Genomic DNA, 26,967 nt, shown 5'->3' with positions numbered 1-26,967 from the left:
GGCGATGACGACGCGGGTCACGCCGTCGCCTCGACGGGGAGCGTGGTCCTGACCTCGAAGCCGTGACCGGACGGCCCGGCGTGCAGGGTTCCGCCGAGCGCCGCCACCCGTTCGGCGATCCCACGCAGGCCGTTGCCCGACGCGGACGCCGACGCCGACGCGGACGCCGACGCGGACGGAGGTGGGGATGTCTCACCGGCCTCGCCCGCGAGGCCGGAGCCGCCGCTGTCGTGCACATGGATGCGCAGCTCGCCGGGGGCGAACTCGATGTCGACTGCGCATCGGCTGCCCGGTCCCGCGTGCTTGATGCTGTTGGTCAGCGCCTCCTGGACGATCCGGTACGCCGACAGTTCCACCGCCGCCGGCAACGTGAGTGGCTCTCCTATCACGCTGAAGTCCACCGGGGTGCCGCCCGACCTGACCCGGTCGATGAGCTCCGCAAGCGCGGCCAGGCCGGGCTGTGGGGCGAGGGCGGGATCACCGGCGGCAGAGTCCTGCCGAACGAGGCTGAGCAGCCGGCGCATCTCGGCCAGGGACGCCCGGCCCGTGGTGACGATGGTGTCCAGTGCCGCCCCGGCCCGTTCGGGGCGCCGATTCAGCGCGGCCCGGCCACCCTGGGCCTGGACCACCATCACGGACAGGCCGTGCGCGACGACGTCGTGGAGTTCCCGGGCGATGCGGCCGCGTTCTGCGGCCACCGCCAGCGCGGTGCGCTGCTCCTGCTCCCGGGCCAAGTCCGCGGCGCGTGCCTGGAGCGTGGCCAGATGGGCCCGCCGGGTGCGGGTGCGGTCGCCCACGGTCCAGGCGACGGCCAGCAGCAGTGCGGGCACCAGCGCCTGGGATGCGGCCAGTAGCAGCACGTTGTCCTGCTCCAGAAACGGAAAGGGCGCCGGAGCCCCGACGACCGTGTACTTGCCGAACTTGCCCTCGGGCAGTCCGTTCACCGCGGCCAGGGCGAGGCCGTAGAGACCGGTCTGGGCGGCGCACAGCACCGCCAGCGACACGCGCCGATCTAGAGGTGGCCGTGGCACCCGGCGCACGACGCCGGAGACGCATCGCAGGCCGGCGGTCGCCATCGACGATCAGGCCGGCGCAGAGGCGCTCGCGGGAGGGCCGACACGGGTTGCGCCGACCTGCGAACCGCCCCCCGCCTGGGCAAGTACGATCGACCCGTGACCGAAATGACCGAAACGACGCCAGGCTGGCTCGCTCCCGACGAGATCGAGTCGATGCGGGGCCGGATGCCGATCCTGTACGTGGACGCTGTGCCGGTGCGCGTGGACGACACGGGCATCGTGACCCGCGTCGGCCTGCTGCTGCGGATCGGCGCCGACGGCACCGTGAGCCGGGCGCTGGTGTCCGGGCGTGTGTACTACCACGAGCGCATCCGCGACGCCCTCCTGCGCCACCTGGAGAAGGACCTCGGACCGGTGGCGCTGCCGAGCGTGCCGGTCTCGCCGACGCCGTTCACCGTGGCGGAGTACTTCCCCACCCCGGGCGTCACGCCGTTCCACGATCCCCGCCAGCACGCGGTCTCCCTGGCGTACATCGTGCCGGTACGCGGGGACTGCCGGCCCCGGCAGGACGCGCTGGACCTGGAGTGGTTCACGCCCGAGGAGGCGGCGTCCCCGATCGTGCAGCAGGAGATGACCGGCGGCCAGGGCGTGCTGCTCAAGCAGGCGCTCGCCTACGTCGGCCGCCTGACCTGATCGGGTCATTCCTCGGCTAAGGCAGGGCCGAGCGCGTCGCCCGGAACCTGTGAAGAAGGTCGCGGGGCAGCGGGACGCGCTCGGCGTACCTCCCCGGCAGTCTCTAGGCCAGCTCGCGGTCCAGCACGGTGGGGGAAAGGGCGTGCTGGACGACCATCGCAGCGGCGCCGACGACACCCGCGTTCTCGCCGGCCTGTGAGGTGACAATACGCAGGCGCTCGGTGGCCAGCGGCAGCGAGCGACGGTAGATCGACTCCCGCACGCCCGCCAGCAGCATCTCGCCGGCCTGTGCGAGCGCCCCGCCGACCACGATCAGCGATGGGTTGAACAGGCTGACGCCGGCGGCCAGCACCTCGCCGATGTCCCGGCCAGCCTGCCGCACCGCCTGGCCGGCGATCGGGTTGCCGGCCTGCAGGAGGGCCACGACGTCGGCGTTGGTCGTCGCGTCGAGGCCGGCGGCGCGGAGCTTGGCGGCGATGGCGGGCCCGCCGGCCACGGCCTCCAGGCAGCCGCTGTTGCCACAGCGACAGCGCACGTCGTCGGCGCGCGGGGCCAGGATGTGCCCCAGGTCGCCGGCCGCGCCGACGTCACCTCGATGCAACTGGCCGTTGCTGATCAGGCCGGAGCCGATGCCGGTCGCGACCTTGACAAAGATCATGTTCTCTTCGTCCGGGAAGCAGCGGACGTGCTCCCCGAGCGCCATCAGATTGACCTCGTTGTCCACCAGGACCGGCACGGCGAAGTCGGCGGCGATCCGCGCGGGCACATCGTATCCGTTCCAGCCCGGCATGATGGGCGGGTGGGCAGGCTTGCCGGTTGAGTGCTCGACCGGGCCGGGCAGCCCGACGCCGACGCCGGCCACGGGAGCGGTGGGGCCGTGGTCGGCGCGCATCCGCCGCCAGGTGTCGATGAGCAGGCCCAGCACCGCGTCAGGGCCGTCGGCGATGTCCAGCGCGAGCCTCTCGACGGCCAGCGGCTCACTGGTCAGGTCGGCGATGGCGACGGTGGCGTGGGTGGCCCCGACGTCGGCCGCCAGCACCACTCGCGCGCGGGCGTTGAACACGAACCTGCTCGCGGGCCGGCCGCCGGTGACGGCGTTGTCGCCCCGCTCGGCGACCAGCCCGGCGTCCATGAGCGCGTCGAGACGCAGGCCGATGGTCGACCGGGCCAATCCGGTCTCGGTCGCCAGCTCGGTACGGGTGCGCGCCTGCCCGTCCCGCAGCAGCCGAAGCAGCTCGCCAGGCGACGTCGAGGTGGCGCTCTGCCCGTTACTCACTCCCCAATTAAAGCGAAGCGGCCGTAATCCGTCGGCAGCAGGGCCACTTGGCGCACTGATCACAAAAAGTTTTGATATCCATGCGCGAACTTTCGTTGACCATCGACATAAGTTCGTCTTACCTTCATCGCATGTCTGTGACCGATCTATTACGGGCGTCCGGTGGGACCGGGTCCGAGCAACCGCCGCTGCGCGTGGCGGTTGTAGGCACGGGGTTCATGGGACAGGTGCACGCGGAGGCGGCCCGGCGCGCCGGGGCGAGCGTCGTGGCAGCGGTGGCGTCCCGCCCCGAGGGGGCCGCCAGTGCGGCACGCGCGGTCGGTGCGGACGAGGGCTACCCGGACCTGACGGCCCTGCTCGACGCCGCCGAGATCGACGTGCTGCATGTCTGTACGCCTAACGCGTCGCATGCCCCCGTCGCCGCCGCCGCGCTCGCCGCCGGTGTGCACGTCATCTGCGAAAAGCCGCTTGCCACCGGGAGCGCGGAGGCCGTCGCGCTCGTTGAGGCGGCCGGCGATCGGGTGGCCATGGTGCCGTTCGTCTACCGCTTCCACCCCATGGTCCGTGAGTTGCGGGCGCGGCTGGCGGCGGGTGAGGCCGGCGTCGTCGCCAGCGTGACCGGCGGCTACCACCAGGACTGGCTGTCCCGCCCGTCAGACGACGACTGGCGGGTCGATGCCGCGCTCGGCGGGCCGTCGCGGGCGTTCGCCGACATCGGTTCGCATTGGTGCGACCTTTTCGAGTTCGTTACGGGCGACCGGATCGCGCGCCTGTCCGCGCACACCGCGGTCGTGCACGAGCGGGCCCGCGGGAACGGGAAGCCCACCGAGGACCTGGCCTCCGTGCACTTCACCACCGCCGCCGGCATGGTCGGCACTCTGGTGGTGTCGCAGGTCGCCGCGGGTCGCAAGAACCGGTTGCACCTGGAGCTCTCCGGCACCGAGGCGAGCTTCGGCTTCGACCAGGAGGACCCGGAGCGGCTGTGGGTCGGCCGGCGCGAGGGCGGCCAGACGCTGCTGCGCGACCCCGGAACGCTGCACCCCTCCGCCGCGCGCTACGTCCGGCTGCCGGCCGGGCACGCGCAGGGCTACCAGGACTGCTTCAACGCGTTCGTCGCCGACACCTATCGGGCGGTGCGCGGCGAGGACGTGCCGGACGGCCTGCCCACGTTCGCGGACGGCCTGCGCGCCGTCCGGATCACCGAGGCGGTGCTGGCCTCGGCGGCCGCGGACGGCGCGTGGAGAGAGGTGCCGGCATGACGCCAGGCATCGCGACCAACGTGCGGCTGAAAGGGATCTCCAAGTCCTTCCTCGGCGTGCCGGTGCTGCAGGGTGTGGACCTGGAGCTGCGCGGGGGCGAGGTGCACGCGCTGATGGGGGAGAACGGCGCGGGCAAGTCCACGCTGCTCAAGGTTCTGGCCGGGGTGCACCGCCCGGACGGCGGAACCATCGAGGTCGACGGCGCCGAGGTGTCCTTCGCCGGCCCGACCGACGCGCAGCGGGCCGGCATCGCGATCATCCATCAGGAGTTCACCCTGCTGCCGCATCGCAGTGTCGCCGAGAACGTCTACCTCGGACGCGAGCCCGTGCGGGGGATGCAGGTCGACCGGCGGCGCATGGTGGCCGACACCCGCGAACTGCTGGACTGGCTCGGCGAGGACGGGATCGATCCAACCGACGCCGTGTCGTCGTTGTCGGTCGCTCAGCGGCAGGTCGTGGAGATCGTCAAGGCGCTGTCGACCGACGCTCGGGTGCTGGGGATGGACGAGCCGACCGCAGCGCTCGCCGATCACGAGGTCGAACTGCTCTACGACCTGGTGCGCCGGCTGCGCGAGCGGGGCATCGCGATCCTCTACGTCTCGCACCGCATGCGGGAGGTGTTCGACCTCTCCGACCGGATCACCGTGCTCAAGGACGGCCGGTTCGTCACCTGCGCCCCGACCGGAGAGCTGACCTCCGAGGACCTCGTCCGGCACATGGTGGGCCGCGACCTGGGCGAGTATTACCCGGACCGGGCCGCCCCCGACGACCTCGGGCCGGTCCGTCTCGCGTTGCGCGGCGCCGGCAACGACCGCGTTCGTGAGCTGGACATCGAGGTGCGCGCCGGAGAGATCGTCGGTTTGGCCGGGCTGCAGGGATCCGGCCGCTCGGCGGTCGCACGCGCGGTGTTCGGCGTCGAGCCGTTCACCCGGGGCGTGGTGGAGGTGGACGGGGTGGCGCAGCGGGTCACCCGGCCCCGGACTGCGGTGCGCCTCGGGATCGCGCTGGTGACCGAGGACCGCAAGGGAGACGGGCTGGCACTCCGCCAGTCTGTACGCGACAACACGCTGCTGGTACGCCGCGCCGCACTGCGTGGCGCACGCTCCCGCGCGAAGTCGGACGTCAAGGCGTTGCTCGACATGGTGACCGTGGTGGCCCGCGGCGAGCACCAGGAGGTGCGCTTCCTGTCCGGCGGCAACCAGCAGAAGGTTGTGCTCGCCAAATGGCTGGCGGTCGGGCCGAAGGTGCTGGTCGTCGACGAGCCGACGCGCGGCATCGACGTCGGCGCGAAGCGGGCCGTACACGAGCTGCTGCGCGATCTCGCGAGGCGTGGCGTGGCGGTGCTGATGATCTCTTCGGAGCTCCCCGAGCTGATCGGGATGAGCGACCGGATCCTCGTCATGCAGGACGGTGCGCTGGCCGGTGAGCTGCCCGCCGGCGCGAGCGAGGAGGCCGTGATGGCGCTGGCCACCGGGCACGGGGTCGGTGAGGCGGCGTGAGCGCTCTAGAGGGGAACACCGTACCGGTCACGCAGAAGGTCACGCGGCCGGCGGTTCACCGACGACTCACCCCGGTCGCCATCGTCTACATCGCACTCGCCGCACTTCTGATCGTCGGCAGCGTGCTCGTCGGGCTCCGCGGCGAGGTCCTCCTCGACCAGGGCGGCATCCTCAACATCCTCACCCGGGCCACCGCGCTCGGCCTCGTCGCGATAGGACAGACGATGGCGATCCTCACCGGATCCCTCGACCTGTCCGTCGCCTACCTGGTCGGCCTCACCTCACTGATCGCCGCGGAGACGATGGCAGGGCGGGACGGCATGGTCGTGCCCGGCGTGCTGCTCGCGCTCGGCGTGGCCGCCGGCGTCGGTCTGGTCAACGGGCTGGTCATCACCGTCCTCAAAGCCAACGCGTTCATCGCGACGCTGGGCGTGGCGCTGATCCTGCGCGGCTACCTCGAGGACAACTACACCGGCCCGGCCGGCGACGTACCGCGTGGCTTCCAGCACCTCGGCTACGACCGGATCGGCCCGGTGCCGGTCGCGGCGCTGCTCATGCTGGCCGTCGCCGCCCTGTCCTGGTGGTACCTGTCGCGGACCCGCCCCGGCTACCACATGTACGCCGTCGGCGGCGACATCGAGGTGGCCCGGCTGTCGGGGGTGCCGACCCGTCGGATCATCGTCACCGCGCACGTGCTGTGCTCGGTCGCTGCCGGCCTCACCGGGATCTACCTCGCCAGCCGGCTCGGATCGGGCGCCCCGTACGTCGGCACCGACGCCGGGTACGACCTGGAGTCGATCGCCGCCGTCGTACTCGGCGGGACGCTGCTTGCCGGTGGCCGGGGTGGCGTCGCCGGCACCATCGGCGGCGTCTTCATCCTGGCCACCTTGGACACGATCTTCGACGACCTCGAGGTCGATCCGTTCTTCAAGGACGTGGTGCGCGGCGTCGTGCTCGTGACCGCGGTCGCGCTCTACGCCCGGCGCATGATGGCCAATCGCGCCCGCGGGAGGTTGACATGACCTGGCGTCCTCGCCTGGCCGAGGGCACCGCGCCGGTGCTCGTCGTGCTCCTTCTGCTGCTCGTCGGGCTGGCGATCGTCGGCCCGTCCTATGACGAGCCGTCCGGTTACCTGGCGCTCCTCAAACGTGCCGCGCCGCTCATGATCCTCGCGATCGGGCAGTATTTCGTCATCGTCTCCGGCGGATTCGACCTGTCGGTCGGCGCGCTGGTGACCGCCGGCGTGGTCATCGCGGCCCGGCTCATCAACGGGAGTGAGTCGGCGACGGTGTGGGTGATCCTGCTCGTGCTCGGGTTCGGCGTGCTGGTCGGCCTGGTGAACGGTCTGGTCACGACGAAGCTCCTGGTGCCGTCGTTCATCGTCACGCTCGGCATGCTGCTCGTGCTCGACGGCGCGATCTTCCTGTGGACCGGTGGCGCACCACGCGGCGCGCTGTCCGCCGGGTTCCGGATGTTCGGGCGCGGTGCCGTGGATGTCCCGGTGCTCGGCAAGGTCCCGTGGTCGGTGCTCATCCTGCTGGCGGTCCTGGCGGCGGCGGTGCTGTTCATGCGCGGCGGCACTGGCCGGGCGCTGGTCGCGGCCGGCGACAACGAGGCCGCCGTGCGCCTTTCCGGTGGCCGGGTCGACCGGCTCCGGCTGCTCGCGTTCGTCCTCTCCGGACTGCTCGCCGCGGTCGCCGCGATCCTGCTCGGCGGGTTCGCCAGCGTCTCGGCGCAGGTCGGCGACGGCCTGGAATTCCGGGCGATCACCGCCGTCGTGCTGGGCGGCGTGCTCCTCGGCGGTGGGCGCGGGTCGGTCGTCGCGGCCGCCGCCGGCGCGCTGTCCCTGGAGGCTCTGTTCACGCTGCTGAACCTGCTCGGCGTCAGCGGCGCCCTCGAGTCGGCGGTGCAGGGCGTGATCATCATCGCCGCCGTCGCCTACGCCTCCCTCGGCAGCGGCCTACGGCTGCGGTTGTGGCCGAAACAGCGGAACCCCGTGCAACCCATTTCCTCCTGAAGTCCCCCCGGTAGTAAGGAAATCATCGATAATGACCAGAAAATGGGCCATAGTGGTCGTGGCGGGCGCGCTCGCGCTCGCCGGGTGCTCAAGCGACCTGCCCGACGACAAGGCGGCCCCGAGCGGGGGATCGACCAGTTCGAGCGGGGGATCACCCAGTTCGGACGCGAGCAAGTCCAAGTTCTTCGACCAGGCCGAGTACAACCGTCAGCTGGCGTTCCGTAACGCCACGCCAGAAGGCCCGGACGGCAAGCCGTGGGAGCAGATGCTCCAGCCGGAAATGGTCGACACCGCGAAGTACGCGAAGCCCGGCGGGAACTACACCCTCTGCTTCTCCAATGCCTCAGTGGACAACCCCTGGCGGCAGGTGGGTTACAAGACCATGCAGCAGGAGGTGAAGCTACACCCGGAGATCACCAAGTTCACCGTGCTGGACGCGGAGGCGAAGGACGACAAGCAGATCAGTGACATCCAGTCGCTGTCGGGCCAGAACTGCGCCGCGATCATCATCTCGCCGAACACCACCGCCACGCTGACGCCGGCTGTGGAGCAGGCGTGCAAGACCGGCGTGCCGGTGATCGTGTTCGACCGAGGCGTCAACACCGGCTGCCCGGCCACCTTCATCCACCCCATCGGCGGCTTCGCCTTCGGCGCGGACGGTGCGGAGTTCCTGAAGGAGAAGGTCAAGCCGGGCGGCAAGGTCCTCGCTCTGCGCATTCTGCCGGGCGTGGACGTGCTCGAGCAGCGTTGGGCGGCCGCCAACGAGATCTTCGCCGGCAGCGAGCTCAAGGTGGTCGGTGTGGAGTTCACCGACGGCGACGCGGCCAAGACCAAGAGCATCGTGACCGACTACATCCAGCGCGAGGGGCAGATCGACGGTGTGTGGATGGACGCCGGCGCCACCGCCGTCGCCGCGGCGGAGGCGTTCCAGGACGCCGGGGTCGATGTGCCCGCCATCGTCGGCGAGGACCAGCAGGACTTCCTGCGGCTGTGGGCCGACGAAGGCCTGACCGCGGTCGCGCCGACCTATCCCACCTACCAGTGGCGGACTCCGATCATCGCGGCGCTGAAGGTCCTCAAGGGCGAGCAGGTGCCGAAGGAGTGGGTGCTGCCGCAGCCGCGGATCACCGGCGACAACGTCAAGGAGTACGTCAAGCAGGACATGCCGCCATTGCACTACGCGATGTGCGGGTGCGAGGACATGCCGGGCTACCCGGGGCCGTGGAAGTGACCAGACATCCGCTCGGGGTCAACACCTGGGTGTGGACCTCGCCGCTGACCGACGCGACCCTGGGCGCCCTCGCGGCCAAGGTCGCGGGGTGGGGCTTCGACGTGCTCGAACTCCCAGTAGAGAACCTGGGCGACTGGGAGCCGAGCCGGGCCGCCCAGGTGCTCGCCGATCACGGTCTCGGCGCCACCGTATGCCTTGTGATGCCGGCCGGTCGTGAGCTGGCCGCGGCCGACCCGGCCACCATCCGGTCCACCCAGGACTATTTGTTCGGCGTGGTGGACGCCGCCGCGACGGTCGGGTCGCCGGTGATCGCCGGGCCGGCGTACGCCTCGGTCGGCCGGACCTGGCGGATGTCACCGGCCGAGCGGGCCTCCGCGTACGCGCAACTGCGGGACAGCCTCGCCCCCGTGGTCGAGTACGCGGGCGCGGCCGGCGTGACGGTGGCCGTCGAACCGCTCAACCGCTACGAGACGAGCCTGCTCAACACCATCGGCCAGACCCTCGATGCGATCGGTGACCTACCGCACTGCGGCGTCGCGCTGGACCTCTACCACCAGAACATCGAGGAGACGGACATCCCGGCGGCGATCCGCGCGGCCGCCGGCCGGGTGGCGCACGTCCAGGTGTGCGGCAACGACCGCGGTACGCCCGGCGCCGACCACCTGGACTGGCCGGCCATCCTCGCCGCGATCGACGACGCGGGCTACGCCGGCCCGCTGTGTATCGAGTCGTTCACGGCGGAGAACGCGACGATCGCGACAGCCGCCTCCATCTGGCGTCCACTCGCCGTGAGCCAGGACGCGATCGCCGCGGACGGACTCGAGTTCCTGCGGGGGGTGATGCCCCAGACCCGACGCTAGACCCGACGGCCAACTCAACACCAGCCCGACGGCGCCGGCACGCCGCACGGTCACGACCCCCCCAGTAGTTCCTCGCGTCATGGAGGTACCGCATCTCATGAACGTGACCTGGCGTCCCCGGTGGGGACGGTGGTTCGCGATGCCCGTGGCCAGCGCGCTGGCGCTGACCATGATGGGCTCGACGCCGGCGACCGCGCACGAGGGCACGCAGGATGAAGCCCACGTGCTGATCTTCACGAAGACCACTCAATTCCGGCACACCGAGGCGATCGAGCAGGGCGTTCCCGTGCTGGAGGCCGCCTTCGCCGACGCCGGCATCACCTCGCAGCACACCGAGGACTCGTCCATCTTCAACGACGAGGACCTCGCGCGTTTCGACGCGCTCGTGATGTTCCAGGCCTCGGGCGACCCGTGGACCGCCGACCAGAAGGCGGCCATGGAGCGCTACATGCGGGCCGGCCACGGCATCGTCGCCATCCACAACGCCACCGACATGCGTGGCAACTACGCGTGGTGGGACAACATGATCGGCACGCTGATGCCCGGTCACGCCGCCACCGGCACCAGCCCCGGCCTGCCCGGCACTGTCCGGGTGGAGGATCAGGTCCACCCGTCCACCAAGCACCTGCCGCAGCGGTGGGGACGCGCGGACGAGTGGTACAACTACGCGCTCAACGTCCGCGGCAACGCGCACGTGCTCGCCACGATGGACGAGACAACGTACGCCCCGGGCGGCAACGCCATGGGCTACGACCACCCGATCTCCTGGTGCAAGCCGTACGACGGCGGCCGCGCCTGGATGACCGGCATGGGTCACTTCGGCGCCCACTACACGGGCGAGGCGGCGCTGGTGCAGCACATCGTGGGTGGCGTGAAGTGGGCCGCCGGGATGGAGAAGGGCGACTGCGGCGGCACCAACTGGGACGACTTCGAGCGGGTCCCGCTGGACCAGAACACCAGCGCCCCGTACGCCATGGACGTCGCACCCGACGGCCGAGTGTTCTTCACCGAGCTGGTGCGCGGCCAGATCCGCGTCTACGACCCGCGGACCAGGACCACCTCCACGGCGATCACGATCCCGGTCTACTCCGGCGGTGAGGACGGGCTGCTCGGCATCGCGCTCGACCCGGACTTCGCCAAGAACGGCTACCTCTATATCTACTACTCACCGGCGAGTGCGAACGACAGCGACCCGGCGAACTTCGTCAACCGCCTGTCCCGCCTCACCGTCGGGCAGGGCTCGCAGATCGACCGGGCCACGGAGAAGGTCCTGCTCGAGGTGCCGGCGCGCCGGCTCCCCGACGAGCCCGGTCACACCGGCGGCGGCCTCGCGTTCGGTCCGGGCGGGAACCTCTACCTGGGCGTCGGCGACGACGTGAACCCGCACTCCGAGCCGTCCGGCGGCTACGCACCGCTGTCCGAGCGGGACGGAACCTTCCACGACGCGCGGGCGACCTCGGCCAACACCAACGACCTCCGAGGCAAGCTCCTGCGGATCCACCCGGAGCCGGACGGCACCTACTCCATCCCCGCGGGCAATATGTTCGCGCCGGGCACGCCGAAGACCCGGCCGGAGATCTATGCGATGGGCTTCCGCAACCCGTTCCGGTTCTCGATCGACCCCAAGACCGGGGCCGTCGGGCTGGCGGACTACTCGCCGGACAACAGCAACGACAACCCGGACAACCGGGGCCCCGCCGGTATCGCCGAGTGGAACCTCATCACCGAGCCCGGCTTCTACGGCTGGCCGCTGTGCATGGGCAACAACGAGCCGTTCCGCGACGTCGACTACCGGACGAACCCGGTGACCGTCGGCCCGTACTTCGACTGCGCCAAGCCGATCAACGACTCGATCCGCAACACCGGCCTGACCGAGCTGCCGCCGGCCAAGCCGGCCACGATGTGGTACGGCTACAAGCGGTCCTCGGTGCCGTCGGTCATCCCGCAGGGTGGCGGCCTGGCCCCGATGGGCGGCCCGTTCTACGACTACGACCCGGACCTGCAGTCGGACACCAAGTTCCCGGCGTACTACGAGGGGAAGCCGTTCTTCTACGAGTGGTCGCGGAACAAGATGTACTCGATCATCCCGAACGGGAAGGGCGGGGTCGAGAAGGTCAATCCGTTCCTACCGCAGCAGCAGTTCCTCGCGCCGATCGACTCCAAGTTCGGTCCTGAGGGCTCGATGTACGTGCTGGACTGGGGTGGCGGGTTCGGCCGCGACAACCCGAACTCGGGGCTGTACCGGATCGACTACATCTCCGGCTCGCGTTCGCCCACGGCGAAGATCAACGCCTCGCCGGACTCCGGCCAGGCGCCGCTGCCGGTCCGCTTCGACGGCTCGGGCAGCACCGACCCGGAGAAGGAGCAACTGCGGTACGAGTGGGACTTCACCGACGACGGCGTCGTCGACTCAACCGAGGTGAAGCCGACGTTCACCTACACCGCGAACGGCGTCTACAACGCCCGGCTCACGGTGACCGACCCGGCCGGCAAGACCGGGATGACGACGGTGCCGATCACGGTCGGCAACACCCGGCCGGAGGTGAAGTTCAACCTGCCGCCCAACGGCGCGTTCTTCGACTTCGGTGACGAGGTGAGCTGGGACCTGTCGGTCACCGACGCCGAGGACACCAAGATCGACGACGCCGATGTGGTGATCCAGCCGGCGATGGGCCACGACGAGCACGCGCACCCGGCCGAGCCGCTGCACGGGCGCACCGGCTCGGTGGTAACCGCCCTCGGCGGCGGGCACGGCGAGGACATGAACGTCTTCTATGCGCTGGACGGCCGGTACTCCGACTCCGGCGGCGCGGGAGGCACCCCGAGCCTGACCGGTTCGGAAACCACGCTGATATTCCCGAAGCAGCGGGAGGCGGAGTTCTTCGACGACTCGTCGAACGTGACGGTCGGCCCGTCGCGGGACATCGAGGGCCACGCGAACTCCATCTCCGGCCAGAACGGCGCCTGGGCGTCGTACGACCCGGTCAACCTGCACAACGTCGACCGGCTGGTCCTGCGCGTGTCGGCTGCCGGCGCAAGCAAGATCGAGCTGCGGCGGGGCGCGCCGGACGGTGAACTGCTCGGCACCGCGCAGGTGCCGGCGACCACGAGCGGCGGCTACGTCGACGTCCCGGTCGACGTGTCCGACCCCGGCGAGACGTTCACCCTGTACGCGGTGTTCCCGGGTGCGGGTGAGCGGCGGCTGAACTTCATCGAGGCCGACGGCAAGGGCGTCTCACCGACGAGCAAGCCGAAGGTCGCCGTGACCTCTCCGACGCCGGCCGACGAGCTGGAGCCGGGCGAGATCCAGGTGACCGCGGACGCGAGCGACGCGGAGAACAAGATCACCAAGGTCGAGTTCTTCGCCGACGGCACGTCGATCGGCACCGACACCACGGCGCCGTACTCGGTGACCTGGAACGCCCCCGCCGAGAAGCGCTACCAGTTGACCGCGGTCGCGACCAGCGACAAGGGTTACCGCACGAAGTCCCGCGTCGTGCAGGTCGAGGTCGGCGACCTCCTCGGCGCCTGGCAGACCTACGCCAACACCACCGCCAGCTTCGATCGGCCGGACCAGGACACCTGGATCGTCAAGGCCGGCGGAGAGAACATGTGGCAGGGCACCGACCAGTACGGCTCGGTGTACCTGCCGGCAGCGGCCGGCGACACCTGGACCGCCACGGTGAAGATCGAGAGCCAGACGAACACCAACAACTCCGCCAAGGCCGGCCTGATCGTCCGCAACGACATCACCCGTCCCGGTGTATCGCCTGGGTACGCGGCGATGACGATGCGGGCGGGCCTCGGGTTCGAGTGGCTGCGCGACACCGACGGCAACGGCCAGCTCGACGCCAGCACCGGCGCCAGCACGACGAGCTATCCGTCCTGGGTGCGGATCGTGCGGGACGGCGGGAAGTACTACGGGTACTGGAGCAAGGACGGGAAGTCGTTCACCCTGGTCGGCGACCCGGTGACGCTGCCCGGCGCGGCCGGCCCGCAGGACATCGGCCTCGCGGTCACCGCGCACAACGCGTCCGCCACCAGCGAGGTGAAGTTCAGCGGCTTCTCGCTGGTCGACCGGGCCATCCACCCGGCACCGCCGGAGACCTCGCCGATCTGCGCGATCCGCGGCTCGGACACCTTCGACGGTGACGCGCTGAACACCAGCCGGTGGAGCACGGTGCGGAACGCGCCGAACCTGCCCGTACGGGTCGCCGACGGCGGGCTGGTCCTGCCGGTCACCAACGGTGACATCAACGAGGGTGCCGCCGGGCCGATCAGCTACGTCGGCCAGCGTGCCAAGACCGGGCCGTGGACGATCACCACGAAGGTGACCATCCCGCACGACCGCGAGTGGCAGCACGCCGGTCTGCTCATGCACGGCACCGACAACGACTACGTCAAGCTGGCGTTCACCCGTAACTCGTCCGGCGGTCGGATCATGGAGTTCCAGACCGAGGCCGGCGGGACGCGGACCTGGCACGCCAACGTGGGTGTGCCGGCGGACTTCCCGTCCACCGCGCACCTGCGGCTGGTCAGCGACGGTCAGAAGCTGACCGCGGCGTACTCCGCCGACGGCCGGACCTGGACGGCGCTCGCCGGCTCCGCGAACGTCATCCCGAACGCGACCGTCGGCCCCATGGCCGCCGGCGACACCGGGGCGGCGCGGGTCAACGCCGTGTTCGACCACTTCACCATCACGCCGGACGGCACGGACGACGGTGTCCGCGCGCCCGGCGACGAGTTCGACGGCAGCGCTGTCGACGGCTGCCGGTGGAACTCGGTGGTGCGATACGACTCGTCCAAGGTCGCGGTGAGCGGCGGTGCGCTGCGCGTCGAGACCCAGCCGGGCGACATCAACGGCACCGACAACGCCTCGCCGCGGAACTTCATCCTGCAGAAGATCCCCGCGGACGTCGCCGCCGGCAACTGGACGATCGAGACCAGGCTGACGCCGACGATGCTGCACAAGTGGCAGCTGGCCGGCTTCCTGGTCTACAACAACGACGACAACTACGTGAAGTTCGACGTCGTCGCCGGCAATGACGCCGGAACGCCGGCCAACCTGCGTGCCGAGCTGGTTTCGGAACGCAACGCGCAGTTCGGCAACGGCGGCAACCGGTCGATCGACATCGCAGACTCGTCCGAGAGCGGCTGGTACTACCTGCGGCTGAGCCGGAGTGGGAACACCTACTCGGCCCAGATCAGCGACGGGGGGGTCAACTGGACCTCACTCGGCCAGCCGGTCACCAACGACGCCGCGATGACCTCGTTCGGCCTGATGGCGATTGGTCCGCAGCAGGCGCAGCCGGTCACGGTCGCGTTCGACTACTTCCGGGTCCTCGACACGACGGCGCCGAGCCTGACCGTGTCGGTCGATCCGGCGCAGCCGAACGGCCGGCGTGGCTGGTACACCTCGCCGGCGACGGTCACCGCGTCGGCGAGCGACGACCGCGACGGCCCGGTGCGCATCGAGTTCGCCCAAGGCGACGGCGCCTGGACCCAGTACCGCGAGCCGGTCCGGGTGACCGAGGACGGCCTGCGGGAGCTGCGGTTCCGGGCGATCGACGAGGCCGGCAACGTCTCCGCGCCGGCAGCGGTGTCCCTGCGCGTCGACACCACGGCCCCGGTCGTGAGCGTGGACGGCGTGGCGAAGGACGGCAAGTACGACGTCGGTACCTCACTGCCGATCGCCGCCACGGCGCGGGACGCCACGTCGGGCGTCGACTCGGTGGCCCTCCGCCTGGACGGGGTGGCGATCGAGAGCGGTGCGGGTGCCGAGCCCACGGCGGGCGGTCACAAGCTGACCGTCGTGGCGACCGACCTGGCCGGCAACGACACGGAGGTGACGGTCGCCTTCGAGGTCGTCGCCACCTACGACAAGACCCAGGCGCTGGTGCGGCGGTACCAGGCGGAGGGTCTGCTCGGCGACGAGCTCGCCGACCGCCTGTTCGGCCAGCTCCAAGCGGCCAAGGCCACGTCGGCGGCAGGCCGGACGGACCAGGCCAAGGCTGCCCTGGACCGGTTCACGGCGGCGGCTCGTACCGCCACCGACGAGTCGGTCCGCGCGCAACTGCTCGCGGCCGGTGCCTACCTGCGAGCCCGCCTGTGAGTAGATGACGGGGAGCCGGTGCCGGCCGGCTCCCGACCGGTGCCGGAGCACGCCCCGCGTGCTCCGGCACTTGGTCTTCTGGGGCGGCACCGCGCACGCGCCAGGAGGTGGCGGGTCAGGGCGAGCGCGGCGAGCAGTGCGACGAGCGCGCACACGCCCCGCCAGCCGGCCGCGCTCCAGACGCGGACCCCGAGCCAGGATCCCGCACTGCCGCCGAGGTAGGCGCAGGTCATGTAGGCGGTGTTGAGCCTGCCGCGGGCGTCGGGCCGCAGGGCGTAGATCCGGGCCTGGTTGGCGACCATGCCGCACTGCATCGCGACGTCGAGCAGCAGTGTGCCGAGGGTCAGCGCGGCCAGGCCCGCCGTCCCGCCCAGCGACCCGGCGGCCAGGACCGCCGCCGAGAGGAGGACCCCGAGCATGCAGACGAGGTTCACCGGATCCGGCCCCACGCGGTCCACGAGGCGACCCGCGACGGGAGTGCAGAGCATGGTCGCCGCGCCGACCAGGGCGAGCATCCCGACGGCCTGGGCGCCCAGGCCGTACGCCGGGCCGGTGAGCAGGAGCGCCAGGCAGGTCCAGACGGCCGAGAACCCGGCGAAGACGGCCGCCTGGTAGACGCAGGAGCGACGCAATTCGGGCTCGGCGCGCAGCAGGCGCAGCGGCTCGGCCAGGAGGGCCGGGTAACGCCGGCGGGTGGAGGCGGCGGTGACCGGCACCGTGACGGCCAGGCCGGCCGCGAGGAGCAGCGCCAGCGCCGCGGCCACCAGGTAGGGAGCCCGCCAGCCCAGCCATTCGCCGAGGGTTCCGCCGAAGGTGCGGGCCAGCAGCATGCCGCCGGTCGATCCGCTCAGCAGCGTGCCGAGCACCGCTCCCCGGGATTCGGCCGCCACCAGACCGGCCGCCAGGGGGCCGACGACCTGCGCGGCCACGGTGGTGAGGCCGACCAGGGCACTGGCGGCGACGAGCGGCGGCAGGGCCGGCGCGCAGCTCGCGGCGAGCAGGCCGAGGCCGGTGAGGGCGAGCAGGACCACGAGGAACGGGCGGTGCGGGAAACGGTCGCCGAGCGGCACCAGCAGGACGATCCCGGCCGTGTAGCCGGCCTGGGTGGCGGTCACCACCAGGGCGCCCGCGTCGGGCGGCAGGTGCAGCCCGGTGGCGACCAGCGGCCCGATCGCCTGCGGGAAGTAGATGTTGCCCACCGCCACCGCGCAGGTGAGGGCCAGGATCGCGAGCATCCGGCGGCTCATGCCCCGACCACCGGCCCGCCGGGGACCATCTCATCGGGGACGCGGCGCCGGCCGGTCATGTCGCTCACGACGACGAATGCGTGGGTCATGGACCGAAGTCCACGCCACGAGCCTTCCGCCACCAATCGATGTAGCGTATGGCTTAATGATCAGCTTTGTGCTCGGCGTGGAGGACCTCGCGGACACGAGGTTCGCCCTCTCGCCCCTGACCGAGACGGTGTTCAGCCTGCGGGTGCTGCGCGACCCGGGCCTGTCGGCGGTGCATCTCCCGTGGCGCAGATCCGTCATCGGCAGGCTCGGCGCGCTCGACGCGGACCTGCTGATGTCCCTGGTGGCGGAGAGGTTCACCCTTCCCGATTTCCTGACCCCGAGGCCCGAGGTCTTCGCCCCGGACTTCGACGAGGAACTGGAGGTGGTGCGCCGGACCCCTCCCGATCTGGTCCGCCGTGACCTGGCGGTCACGCACGCGCCGGCTCCGCTCCCCGAGCCGCTGCGCGACGCCGCCGCCCCCGACGACGCGCCGGTCGTACGGCTCCGGGACGCCGTCTGCGATCTCCTTGCGCGGTACTGGGAGATCGCGGTCAGGCCGTTGTGGCCGCAGATGCGGCTGGTGCTGGAGGCCGACATGACCTACCGGGCACGGCAGCTGGCCGTGGGAGGCGCCCGCCTGCTGTTCGCGGGCATGCACCCGAACCTGCGCTGGGACGACGGCGTGCTGCACGTCGACAAGATGATCAGCAGCTTCCGCGTCGCGGCGGCCGGTCGTGGGCTGCTGCTCGTGCCCTCCGTGTTCGCGCACAAGCCCGCGCCCCCGGTCATCCCGGAGGTGCCTCCCACGCTGGTCTATCCCAGCCGTGGCGTGGCGACGCTCTGGGCCCCGCCGCCCGTCGCGGACGAGACCGCTCTCGTGTCGCTTCTCGGCGCGCCGAGGGCGAGGCTGCTCGGCCTCCTCGGCGAGCCGCTGCCCACCGTCGAGATCGCCCGCCGTCTCAGGGTCACCCCGAGCGCCGTGTCCCAGCACCTGCGCGTGCTGTACGCCACGGGCCTGGTCACGCGGGCCCGCGACGGGCGGCAGGTCCTTTATCGGCGCAGTTCCCTGGGCGACATGCTGACCGGTGCGGCCGATCCGCGCGCTGCCGCCTCAGCCGTCGGCGCGACCAGAACGAACATGACCAAATAAATCATGATGTCTGTTCACGCGGCATAAACCCTTCGTTGTCGCGATGCACACCCTGCAGCGTCCTTAGCATGGCTAACTTTCTCGCTGCCGCACCGATCGCCGAATCCGCGACCGGGTGCCGGTAGCCGAGGAAGGACAGGGATGCGAAAAAGCGACATGCACGGGAGTCCAGCCGTCCGGGCTCGCGGAATCACGAAGTCCTTCGGTGACGTGGTCGCACTCGACGGCGTCGACCTCGACGTGGCGCGCGGGCAGGTTCACGGCCTGGTCGGCCCGAACGGCGCGGGCAAGACGACGCTCCTCGGCCTGCTGCTGGGCTTGGCGGTCGCGGACGGCGGCCTCCTCGAGATCCTGGGTACGCCGGTCGGGCGGACGCTCGCCGTTCCCGACGGCGTCGCGGGCTTCGTGGACGGACCCGGGCTCTATCCCTCGCTCACCGCGCGCCGGAACCTCTCGGCCCTGGCCGCGCTGGCCCGGTATGACACCGGCGGCGCCACCGGTGTCGACGACGCGCTGGAGCAGGTCGGGCTCACCGACGTCGCAGACGACCGTGTCCGGGGCTTCTCGCTGGGGATGCGCCAGCGGCTCGGGCTGGCCGCCGCGCTGCTCACCAAGCCGCGACTGCTCGTCCTCGACGAGCCGGCCAACGGCCTGGACCCCGCGGGCAAGCACCACGTGCACCGCGTCATCACCGGACTCGCCGCGGACGGGACCGCGGTGGTTCTCTCCAGCCACCGGATGGACGACCTCGCCGCGCTGTGTTCCGAGGTGACCATCCTCGCCACCGGACGGGTCGTCTTTTCCGGTCCGGTGAGCAAGCTCGCCGCCGAGAGCGGCGAGCTCGACTACCGGCTGCTCACCTCAGATCCGGTGGCCGCCCACCGGCTGGCGTCGCAGACGCCCGGGCTCCGCGTCGCGCCCGGCCGCGATCCCGCGCAGCGACCGGACGCCGACGTACTCGTGGTCCGCGGGCCTGTGCCGGCCATCGACGAGCTGGTCGTACGGCTGGTGCGAGCCGGCGTGGCGCTCCGGGAGCTGGCGCCCGTGGTGACGCCGCTCGAGGCCGCGTTCCTCACCCTGACCGGCACCGTACCCGCGCAGACCGACCAGGAGGACCTGCGATGACCGCGACCGTCACCCGACCCCGGGCCGGCGCCCGGCCGGCGCCGGTGTTGCCCGGCTACCGGTTCGAGCTGGTCAAGCTGCTCTCCCAGTGGCGCATCCGCCTGCTGCTGCTCGCCTGCTGGATCGCCCCGGCGGCCTTCGTGGCCGCCGTCAGCCTGCAGAGCTCGCTCCCCGCCGACACGGTCTTCGGCCGCTGGATGAACGCGACCGGCTGGGCGGGGGCGCTGGTCGTACTGGACTTCTCGTGCAGCTGGGCGCTCCCGCTGCTGACGGCTCTGGTCGCCGGCGACGTCTTCACCGCCGAGGACCGGCTGGGCACCTGGCGCCACCTCCTCGTGGCGGTCCGCTCACCGAGGCGGATCTTCGTGGCGAAGGGCCTCGCCAGCCTGACCGTGCTCCTGCTGCTGGTGGCCGGACTGGCCGCGTCGGGCATCATCGGCGGCCTGGCCGCGGTCGGCAACCGGCCGCTCGCCGGTCTGGACGGCCACCTCCTCGCCCCGGCGGACGCGGCCGGCACGGTCCTGCTCGCGTGGGCCTGCGCGCTGGCGCCGACGCTGGCGTTCGCCGCCGTCGGGCTCCTCGGCTCGGTGGCCCTGGGCCGCTCGCCGATGGGCCTGCTGATGCCCGCGCTGCTCGCCTTGGTGCTGCAGCTCGCACAGCTCCTCCCGCTGCCGGTGGCGGTGCGGATGGCCCTGCCGAGCAGCGCCTTCCTCGCCTGGCGCGGGCTGTTCACCAGCCCGGCACAGGCGGGCCCCCTGCTCATCGGTCTCGCGGTGAGCCTGGCGTGGGCGGTCACCGCCACCACGCTGGCCTACCGGCTGTTCCTGCGCCGCGACTTCACCGACCTGGCGTACGACGGGTCGGGCCGGCGGGTCGTCGTGGCGGCGATGCTGCCGCTGGCCGCACTGGTCGTCCTCACCGTGGGCGTGATCGCCGTCGCGGCCCCGGCCACGGGCTCGGGGATCGAGAAGGGAAAGCTGCAGGACTCGCTCGCCACGGCGTACGCCCATCTCTACCGGCTGCAGACGCGGGAGCTCCATCGCCCCGACGTCACCGAGGCCCAGCTCGGGGCGTCCGCGTCCTGCGACAAGGGCGGATCCCGGGTCCCCGACCGGGGACCGGGCAACGACTGGCGGTGTGTCGTGTCCTGGCGCCTCCCCGGCGCGACCGCCGTTGGCTCCGCCATCTACCAGCTCGACGTCACCGCGGACGGGCGGTACGTCGCCGACGGAGACGGACCCAAGGAGGTGAACGGCTACTTCCAGGTGCGCACCCCGGCCGGGGACGCACCCAACCCCCTGTGGCAGTTCGACGGGAACGTCGACCTGCTCGCAAGCACCCCTAAGGAATGATCCATGCACGTCACGCGCCAGCGCGTCGCGAAGGTCCCGCTCGGGCTCCTCAACGGACGCACCGGCCGGCGGACCCGCCTCCTCGCGGCCGCCACCGCAACCCTCGTCGTCGCCGGCGGCGGCATCGCCTACGCGTCCACCGACGGATTCGGCACCCAGCAGGTCGGCCAGACCACCGACAAGGGCCTGGTCGTGTCGAGTGACCAGTACATCGACCCCATCGGCGAGCGCCTCGTCATCAACAACGGCAAGATCATGTCGTCGTCGGTCAGCCCGGACGGCACCCACCTCGCGGCCTCGGTCACCGACGGCGGCATGGCGCTCGTCATCGTCGACCTGAAGAACTGGAAGGTGCAGCAGCTCGTCGGCAACAACGCGGCGGCGAACCTGCGCATCAGCGGCAACGACGTGGGACAGGAAGGCCCGACGTACTCGCCGGACGGCTCGCAGCTGTGGCTGGGCCGGGCCGACGGCTACACCAGGTTCACCGTGAACCCCGACGGCAGCCTCGCCAACCCGACGAACGTCACCATCGCCGCACAGGGCTCGAAGCGCGCGCTGGCAGGTGAGCCGGTGTTCTCCGCCGACGGGACGACCGTGTACGCCGCCGTGAACGGCCAGAACCGCGTGGTCGCCATCGACGCGGCGACCGGGGCCATCCGGCAGAGCTGGGCCGTGGGCAACGCCCCTCGTGACATGGTCGTGGTCGGGACCAAGCTCTACGTGAGCAACGAGGGCGGGCGCCCGGCGAAGCCCGGCGAGACGACGATCAACTCGTACGGCACCCAGGTGCCGGCCGACCCGGACACCGGCGCCACCACCACCGGCACGGTCAGCGTCATCGACCTGGCGAACCCGGCCGCCGCCCCCGCGAGCATCGACGTCGGCCTGCACCCGACCTCCCTCTATGCCAAGAACGGCGCGCTGTTCGTCACCAACACCGCCACCAACGACGTGTCGGTCATCGACACCTCCAGCGACAAGGTCGTTCAGACCATCGCGACCCAGCCGTGGCCGGAGGCCTCGGTGGGTTACGAGCCCGACGCGGTGACGCTCACCGACGACGGTCACCTGCTGGTGACGCTCGGGCGCGCCAACGCGGTCGCCGTCTACCGCTACACCACGCCGCAGGAGCCGGTCGGCTACGTCGGCCTGCTCCCGACGGACTACTTCCCCGCGGAGATCACCACCGTCGGTGACGACGTGCTGGTCTCCAACACCCGTGGCATCGACGCCCGCCGCCCCACGAGCAGCGCCGGGCACGGCACCCACGACACGACGTCGAGCCTGCAGCGGTTCACGCTGCCGGACGACAGGGAGATCGCCAAGTACACGGCCCGGGTCTTCGCGCAGAACGGCTGGGGCAAGAACGACGTCAAGAAGGCCGAGGGCAACAAGCAGAAGGCCGTGGCGGTCCCGAAGCGTCTCGGCGACCCCTCGACGATCAAGCACGTCTTCCTGATCGTCAAGGAGAACCGGACCTACGACCAGGTCTTCGGTGACATGCCGCAGGGCAACGGCGACCCGTCGCTGGCCCAGTACGGCGAGAACGTGACGCCGAACCAGCACGCGCTGGCGCGTCAGTTCGGCCTGTACGACAACACCTACGACATCGGCACCAACTCGGCCGAGGGCCACAACTGGCTGATGCAGGCCGACAACCCGGAGTACACCGAGTCCTCGGCCGGCGAGTACCTGCGCAGCTACGACACCGAGGACGACGCTCTCGGCCACCAGCGGACCGGCTTCCTGTGGACCGGCGCGCAGGCGGCGGGCAAGACCGTGCGAAACTTCGGCGAGTTCCACCAGTTCCTGACCAAGCCGTCCGGCGCGACCTGGCAGAACCTGTACTGCGACACCAGGAACATGGAGGCGACCGGCCAGAACACCGCCTACACCCTGAACTCGTCCTCGCCGATTCCGTCGCTCAACGACGTGTCGGTGCACGGCTTCCCGAAGTTCGACACCAGCGTCCCGGACATCTACCGGTACGAGATCTGGAAGCGTGACTTCGCGGCCAACGGGCCGGCGAACCTGAACATGTTCTGGCTCTCCAGCGACCACACCGGCGGCCCGCCGAACGGGGCCGCCCAGGTCGCCGACAACGACCTGGCCGTCGGCAAGATCGTCGACACCATCTCGCACAGCGAGTACTGGAAGGACTCCGCGATCTTCGTCGTCGAGGACGACTCCCAGAACGGCCTCGACCACGTCGACGGCCACCGTGCCCCGATCCAGATCATCAGCCCCTGGGCCAAGCACGGCACCGTGGACAGCCACTACTACACGCAGATCACCATGATCCGCACCATCGAGCAGATCCTCGGGATCCAGCCGATGAACCAGAAGGACAGCGCCGCCACCCCGATGGCCGCGGCCTTCACCGGCAAGCCCGACTACACGCCGTTCACCGCCCTGCCGAACCGCACGTCGCTGACGCTGGGCCTGTCGGGCTCCAACCTGCCGTCCTGCGGTGCGGACACCCCGGCGCCGCAGAACTCGGCTGCTGCGGCGGCGCCGTCGGCGAAGGTGCCCAAGGGCAAGCAGGAGATCGCGACGAAGTGGGGCGCCTGGAAGTCACACCAGTCGTTCAACGGGCCCAACGCCAGGGCCGACTCCGGGAACCCCGAGCAGATGAACCGCTTCTCGTGGTACGAGGCGCACGACTACAAGAAGCCCTACCCGGGTGACGACGAGATCTACGCGCCGGACCAGGTGCCGGGCGCCTACATCCCGTCGTCGGACAACGACGGCTGACGCGGGCTGATCAGACGGAAGGGCCCTTGACCGGCGTCACCGCCGGCCAGGGGCCTCTTCCGTCTCCCGCACGGGCGGCAGGCCGGCCGGGCGACACGTCCGCGCGAGCCGCGTCACCGCCGCGCCCGCGCGTCACCGCCGCGCCCGCGCGTCACCGCCGCGCCCGCGCGTCGCTGCCCGTCTTGGCCTGGAGAAGTTCGGTGAACAGGTTCTCCCACTGCGGCATGACGTTCTCCGGGGCGTACTCCCTGGCGGTGGCCGCCGCGGCGGCGCCCATGCGCAGCCGGAGGTCGCGGTCGGCGATGAGCCGGTTGAGCGCCGCGGCGAGGGCGTCCACGTCCTCACAGGGCACCAGGACGCCGTCGGTCCCGTCGGTGAGCACGTCACGGGGGCCGGTCGGGCAGTCGAAGGCCACGATCGGCAGCGCGTGGGTCATCGCCTCGATCATGACCATCGGCAGGCCTTCGAAGCGGCTGCTCAGCGCGTAGATCGAGGCCCGGGCGAGTTCGTCGTCGAGGCGGTTGGTGCGGCCCATCAACGTCACGTGCGCGGACAGGCCGTGCTCGCCGATCAGCGCGCGCAGGGCGGCCTTCCTCGGGCCGGTGCCGAAGACGCGCAGGCGCCACTCCGGATGCTCCTTCACCACCTGGGCGAACGCCGGGAGCAGCAGGTCGAAGCCCTTCTGCCTGACCAGGCGCCCGGCGGCGACCACGACGGGGTGCTCCTGCCGGGACGGCACCTGGTTCACCGCGTGCACCGCGTTCGGGATCCGCACGATCCTCGTGCCGGGCAGCGCGCGCTCGTACTCGCGCCGGTCGTCGGCCGTCAGCACGGCGATCGCGTCGAACGCGCCGTAGTGCCGGACGATCTCCTCGCGCAGCAGGCCGGGATAGGTGCCGAGGTTCATGTGCTCCTGCGCCACCCGCACGACGTTGCCGGAGGCGCGGCGCGCGGAGATGAGGTTCAGCGCCGGGCGCGTGGTGACGAGGATCCCGTCGTCCACCGAGGCGACGTAGTCGATGACCGCCTTCTCGACCCGCTCGGTGAAGTAGCCCGCGGCGAACTCGCCGTACGGCACGATCTTGCCGCGCAGCCGCCGCCACACGCGCCGGCCGAGGGAGTCGGCCTGTACGCCGGTCCGCTGGTCCACGAGTGTGGTGAGCGCGACGTCGGGATGCAGGCGGAACTGCGGCTCGTCACGGCGGCGCACCACGCTGACGATGTCCACCTCGTGGCCGAGCGCGGCCATCGCGTTCGCCTGGTTGACCACGGTGCGGATCGTGCCGCCCATGCCGTAGGCGTGCAGGAGCAGGTAACGGATCCTCATCGGCCCTCCTCCTTCGGGAGGTAGCCCCAGCTGCGGCAGATGGGTTTGAGCAGGTCGGGTATCTCGTCCGGCCCGGGCAGGTCGCGTCCCGGCTGCACCGTGCCCGACCGGATCTTGTCGCTCCAGTCGCCCAGGCCCTTCTGCACCACCTTCTGCTCGCCGTACGCCAGCATTCCGGGCTCCCACTCCACCTCGAGAAAGTCGCAGATGGCACGGGTCGTCTTCTCCGGCTCGGCGGTCAGATCCTCGTACCGCACGGTCAGGCCGGTGAGCGCCTTCCTGGCCCGCTGCACCGCCTTCATGTAGCGCAGCGCGTCGGCGGCGGCCTCCTCCCGGGTGCGCTTGACGGGGTCGGCCTCATACCAGGAGGCGGCGATGGAGGCGGGGTGGCGCAGCAGGAAGACGTAGCGGGCGTCGGGCCAGCAGGCGGAGATCCGGGCGTACGCGAAGGCGTTGGCGGGGGTCTTGTCCACGATGGTCCGCTTGCCGCTCCGCACCAGTTCGCGGTGGAGCACCCGGTCCCACAGCATGTGCTCAAGGTCGGCCTGGTTGTGACCGAGCGCCTCCATGGCCTTGCGGGCCAGCGGCGTGCCGAACCCGACGGTCAGCCGTCTGACGTGCAGCTCATGCGGGGCGTGCAGTTCGGGGTGCGCGTTCAGGACCGACCGCAGCAGGGTGGAGCCCGACCGCACCGGGGACATGATGAACACCGGAGCGACCAGAAGGCGGTCGTTGCGAGGGTCGGCGGGAGGACGCACCATTTCCTCCGGCGCCGGAGCCGGGGCGGGGCCGGCGGGCGAGGACTGGGCGGCGGGCCGGACACGGGTGAGCTGGACTCCTGTGAACTTCACGAGTGCGCCGTTGATCCTCCGCTGCCACGTCATGGCCCGCGAGATTACCGGGGCTTCCGGGGAAATCCCTGAGAATCCACCCCCTGCTCACCTGTGACCGCGCCATGCCTCACCAGGAGGCTTGCGGCCTCCGTGCGGTCAGCCACCGGCGGGCCGCGTCCAGGTGGGCGTCGCTCAGCCCGTCCCTGGGGTCGACGGCCACCACCAGGAACTCGCCGACGCCCGGATGGCCGCGCAGGAATTCCAGATCGGCCGGGCCGAGATCGTCGTCGAACCACACGAACGGCCGGCCCCGGACGTACTCGGCGACGTGCCAGGTCTTGATGTTCACGCCGGGCGGGCGGGGAGGGTCGCCGTCGATCGGGATAACCGGCAGCGGAGGCAGCCCGATCCTGGGGCCGATCTCCTCGTTGGCGCGCTCGCCCCAGGTCGTCGCCCAGGTCAGCGCCGCGCCGGTCTCCCGGCGCAGCGCGGTCAGCTTGGCGCCGTGCCGGGGATCGAGCAGCAGGCGGAACCACTCGCCCTCCGCCACGCACTCGAAGCGGCGGAAGCGCGGCGAGGAGCGCCGTGCGGGGTTGAGCACCCCGTCGACGTCCAGCAGCAGCAGCGTCCCGTCCATCACGGCCATCATCCCGCCGCCGGCGTCCGCTCCTCCACCCCAGACAAGGGGAAACCGGACCCGGCCGGACATCGTCCGAACCGGATCCGGTTTCGTCAGGCGCCAGGGATCAGGGGCTGGTGCAGGTGACGGACGGGGTGGCCGCGCTGCCGTTGGCGGTGAAGCCGAAGGTGGTGGAGGAGCCGGCCGCGATGGAGCCGTTGTAGGGGGCGTTGCGGACCGTCACGGAGGAGCCGGACACGCTGTGCGTGCCGTTCCACAGGCTGCTGATGGTCTGCCCGCCGGGCCAGGTCCATTTCACGGTCCAGCCGTTGACCGCCGAGCTACCGGCACGGACCGTGACCTCGGACTGGAATCCTCCGGGCCAGCTGTTGACCGTCGTGAGGGTCGCCGAGCACCCGCCCGGCTGCGGCGAGTCCCCGGGCGAGGGGCTGACCGGCGGCGTCGGGCTCGGGCTGACCGGCGGGGTGGGGCTGGGGCTGACCGGCGGGGTGGGGCTGGGCGAGGTGTTCGGGCCGGCGGCGTTGAGGGCGTTGAGGACCGAGG

19 protein-coding genes are annotated in these 26,967 nt (G+C 71.1%); 12 read left to right on the top strand and 7 right to left on the bottom strand.

Annotation, left to right across the window (positions count from 1 at the left end; translation table 11 throughout):
- Nucleotides 1-17 precede the first annotated feature (17 nt).
- The gene (locus IL992_RS17780; protein ID WP_193204485.1) at nucleotides 18-1,004 is read right to left on the bottom strand and encodes a sensor histidine kinase; all 987 of its coding nucleotides are present in this window, start codon (nucleotides 1,002-1,004) and stop codon (nucleotides 18-20) included.
- 168 nt (nucleotides 1,005-1,172) lie between these two features.
- Between IL992_RS17780 and IL992_RS17775 the strand changes: the two genes are divergently transcribed.
- The gene (locus IL992_RS17775; protein WP_319018625.1) at nucleotides 1,173-1,709 is read left to right on the top strand and encodes an NUDIX hydrolase family protein; all 537 of its coding nucleotides are present in this window, start codon (nucleotides 1,173-1,175) and stop codon (nucleotides 1,707-1,709) included.
- 103 nt (nucleotides 1,710-1,812) lie between these two features.
- On the opposite strand, the gene IL992_RS17770 is transcribed toward IL992_RS17775, so the two are convergent.
- The gene (locus tag IL992_RS17770; RefSeq protein WP_193204484.1) at nucleotides 1,813-2,985 is read right to left on the bottom strand and encodes an ROK family transcriptional regulator; all 1,173 of its coding nucleotides are present in this window, start codon (nucleotides 2,983-2,985) and stop codon (nucleotides 1,813-1,815) included.
- A gap of 131 nt (nucleotides 2,986-3,116) precedes the next feature.
- On the opposite strand from IL992_RS17770, the gene IL992_RS17765 reads away from it, so the two are divergent.
- The 7 genes from IL992_RS17765 (at nucleotide 3,117) to IL992_RS17735 (ending at nucleotide 15,963) form a co-directional block, all read left to right on the top strand.
- Nucleotides 3,117-4,244, top strand: a complete 1,128-nt coding sequence (locus IL992_RS17765; RefSeq protein WP_193204483.1) for a Gfo/Idh/MocA family protein — start codon at nucleotides 3,117-3,119, stop codon at nucleotides 4,242-4,244.
- Complete coding sequence (locus IL992_RS17760) at nucleotides 4,241-5,743, top strand: sugar ABC transporter ATP-binding protein (protein ID WP_193204482.1); 1,503 nt, start codon at nucleotides 4,241-4,243, stop codon at nucleotides 5,741-5,743. Before IL992_RS17765 ends, IL992_RS17760 begins: the two co-directional genes overlap by 4 nt.
- Entirely contained in the window at nucleotides 5,740-6,765 is a 1,026-nt protein-coding gene (locus IL992_RS17755; protein WP_193204481.1) for an ABC transporter permease, read from the top strand. Before IL992_RS17760 ends, IL992_RS17755 begins: the two co-directional genes overlap by 4 nt.
- Complete coding sequence (locus IL992_RS17750; protein ID WP_193204480.1) at nucleotides 6,762-7,760, top strand: ABC transporter permease; 999 nt, start codon at nucleotides 6,762-6,764, stop codon at nucleotides 7,758-7,760. Before IL992_RS17755 ends, IL992_RS17750 begins: the two co-directional genes overlap by 4 nt.
- A gap of 31 nt (nucleotides 7,761-7,791) precedes the next feature.
- Nucleotides 7,792-8,991, top strand: a complete 1,200-nt coding sequence (locus tag IL992_RS17745) for a substrate-binding domain-containing protein (protein ID WP_193204479.1) — start codon at nucleotides 7,792-7,794, stop codon at nucleotides 8,989-8,991.
- The gene (locus tag IL992_RS17740) at nucleotides 8,988-9,851 is read left to right on the top strand and encodes a sugar phosphate isomerase/epimerase family protein (RefSeq protein WP_193204478.1); all 864 of its coding nucleotides are present in this window, start codon (nucleotides 8,988-8,990) and stop codon (nucleotides 9,849-9,851) included. Before IL992_RS17745 ends, IL992_RS17740 begins: the two co-directional genes overlap by 4 nt.
- Before the next feature lie 97 nt (nucleotides 9,852-9,948).
- Nucleotides 9,949-15,963, top strand: coding sequence for a ThuA domain-containing protein (locus IL992_RS17735; RefSeq protein ID WP_193204477.1), 6,015 nt, complete (start codon nucleotides 9,949-9,951; stop codon nucleotides 15,961-15,963).
- Here IL992_RS17735 and IL992_RS17730 read toward each other — a convergent pair.
- Nucleotides 15,942-17,210: an MFS transporter gene (locus tag IL992_RS17730; protein ID WP_193204476.1), complete on the bottom strand. Its 1,269-nt coding sequence runs from the start codon at nucleotides 17,208-17,210 to the stop codon at nucleotides 15,942-15,944. The genes IL992_RS17735 and IL992_RS17730 overlap by 22 nt on opposite strands.
- 145 nt (nucleotides 17,211-17,355) lie before the next feature.
- Between IL992_RS17730 and IL992_RS17725 the strand changes: the two genes are divergently transcribed.
- The 4 genes from IL992_RS17725 to IL992_RS17710 all read left to right on the top strand — a co-directional run bounded on the left by IL992_RS17725 (nucleotide 17,356) and on the right by IL992_RS17710 (nucleotide 23,624).
- A complete protein-coding gene (locus tag IL992_RS17725) occupies nucleotides 17,356-18,390 on the top strand; it encodes an ArsR/SmtB family transcription factor (RefSeq protein WP_193204475.1) in 1,035 nt (344 codons plus the stop codon).
- A gap of 141 nt (nucleotides 18,391-18,531) precedes the next feature.
- On the top strand, nucleotides 18,532-19,515 hold the full coding sequence (locus IL992_RS17720; RefSeq protein WP_226873288.1) for an ABC transporter ATP-binding protein: 984 nt from the start codon (nucleotides 18,532-18,534) through the stop codon (nucleotides 19,513-19,515).
- A complete protein-coding gene (locus tag IL992_RS17715) occupies nucleotides 19,512-20,867 on the top strand; it encodes an ABC transporter permease (protein WP_193204474.1) in 1,356 nt (451 codons plus the stop codon). Before IL992_RS17720 ends, IL992_RS17715 begins: the two co-directional genes overlap by 4 nt.
- 3 nt (nucleotides 20,868-20,870) lie before the next feature.
- Entirely contained in the window at nucleotides 20,871-23,624 is a 2,754-nt protein-coding gene (locus IL992_RS17710; RefSeq protein WP_193204473.1) for a bifunctional YncE family protein/alkaline phosphatase family protein, read from the top strand.
- A gap of 151 nt (nucleotides 23,625-23,775) precedes the next feature.
- Here the strand turns inward: IL992_RS17710 and IL992_RS17705 are convergent, their stop codons facing one another.
- The 4 genes from IL992_RS17705 to IL992_RS17690 form a co-directional block, all read right to left on the bottom strand.
- Nucleotides 23,776-24,951 carry a glycosyltransferase family 4 protein gene (locus IL992_RS17705; RefSeq protein WP_193204472.1) on the bottom strand — a complete coding sequence of 392 codons (1,176 nt, stop codon included), beginning with the start codon at nucleotides 24,949-24,951 and terminating at the stop codon, nucleotides 23,776-23,778.
- Complete coding sequence (locus IL992_RS17700; RefSeq protein WP_193204471.1) at nucleotides 24,948-25,835, bottom strand: sulfotransferase family protein; 888 nt, start codon at nucleotides 25,833-25,835, stop codon at nucleotides 24,948-24,950. Before IL992_RS17700 ends, IL992_RS17705 begins: the two co-directional genes overlap by 4 nt.
- Nucleotides 25,836-25,911: 76 nt before the next feature.
- Entirely contained in the window at nucleotides 25,912-26,421 is a 510-nt protein-coding gene (locus IL992_RS17695) for an HAD domain-containing protein (RefSeq protein WP_193204470.1), read from the bottom strand.
- Nucleotides 26,422-26,530: 109 nt separating this feature from the next.
- On the bottom strand, nucleotides 26,531-26,967 hold a 437-nt coding region (locus IL992_RS17690; RefSeq protein ID WP_193204469.1), incomplete at its 5' end, for a cellulose binding domain-containing protein.

Origin of the sequence: Microbispora sitophila (assembly GCF_014892245.1) — a bacterium.
GTDB classification, from domain to species: Bacteria; Actinomycetota; Actinomycetes; order Streptosporangiales; family Streptosporangiaceae; genus Microbispora; species Microbispora siamensis.
Note: the sequence above shows the minus strand (reverse complement) of the source record. Positions and strands in the feature narration are given on the sequence as shown.

Excerpts from the sequence above, each read along its gene's own strand:
- IL992_RS17720 (WP_226873288.1), top strand. The coding sequence starts at position 18,532 with ATGCGAAAAAGCGACATGCACGGGAGTCCAGCCGTCCGGGCTCGCGGA.
- IL992_RS17725 (WP_193204475.1), top strand. The coding sequence starts at position 17,356 with ATGATCAGCTTTGTGCTCGGCGTGGAGGACCTCGCGGACACGAGGTTC.
- IL992_RS17710 (WP_193204473.1), top strand. The coding sequence starts at position 20,871 with ATGCACGTCACGCGCCAGCGCGTCGCGAAGGTCCCGCTCGGGCTCCTC.
- IL992_RS17700 (WP_193204471.1), bottom strand. The coding sequence starts at position 25,835 with ATGACGTGGCAGCGGAGGATCAACGGCGCACTCGTGAAGTTCACAGGA.
- IL992_RS17760 (WP_193204482.1), top strand. The coding sequence starts at position 4,241 with ATGACGCCAGGCATCGCGACCAACGTGCGGCTGAAAGGGATCTCCAAG.
- IL992_RS17730 (WP_193204476.1), bottom strand. The coding sequence starts at position 17,210 with ATGAGCCGCCGGATGCTCGCGATCCTGGCCCTCACCTGCGCGGTGGCG.
- IL992_RS17765 (WP_193204483.1), top strand. The coding sequence starts at position 3,117 with ATGTCTGTGACCGATCTATTACGGGCGTCCGGTGGGACCGGGTCCGAG.
- IL992_RS17745 (WP_193204479.1), top strand. The coding sequence starts at position 7,792 with ATGACCAGAAAATGGGCCATAGTGGTCGTGGCGGGCGCGCTCGCGCTC.
- IL992_RS17715 (WP_193204474.1), top strand. The coding sequence starts at position 19,512 with ATGACCGCGACCGTCACCCGACCCCGGGCCGGCGCCCGGCCGGCGCCG.
- IL992_RS17750 (WP_193204480.1), top strand. The coding sequence starts at position 6,762 with ATGACCTGGCGTCCTCGCCTGGCCGAGGGCACCGCGCCGGTGCTCGTC.
- IL992_RS17695 (WP_193204470.1), bottom strand. The coding sequence starts at position 26,421 with ATGGACGGGACGCTGCTGCTGCTGGACGTCGACGGGGTGCTCAACCCC.
- IL992_RS17705 (WP_193204472.1), bottom strand. The coding sequence starts at position 24,951 with ATGAGGATCCGTTACCTGCTCCTGCACGCCTACGGCATGGGCGGCACG.
- IL992_RS17735 (WP_193204477.1), top strand. The coding sequence starts at position 9,949 with ATGAACGTGACCTGGCGTCCCCGGTGGGGACGGTGGTTCGCGATGCCC.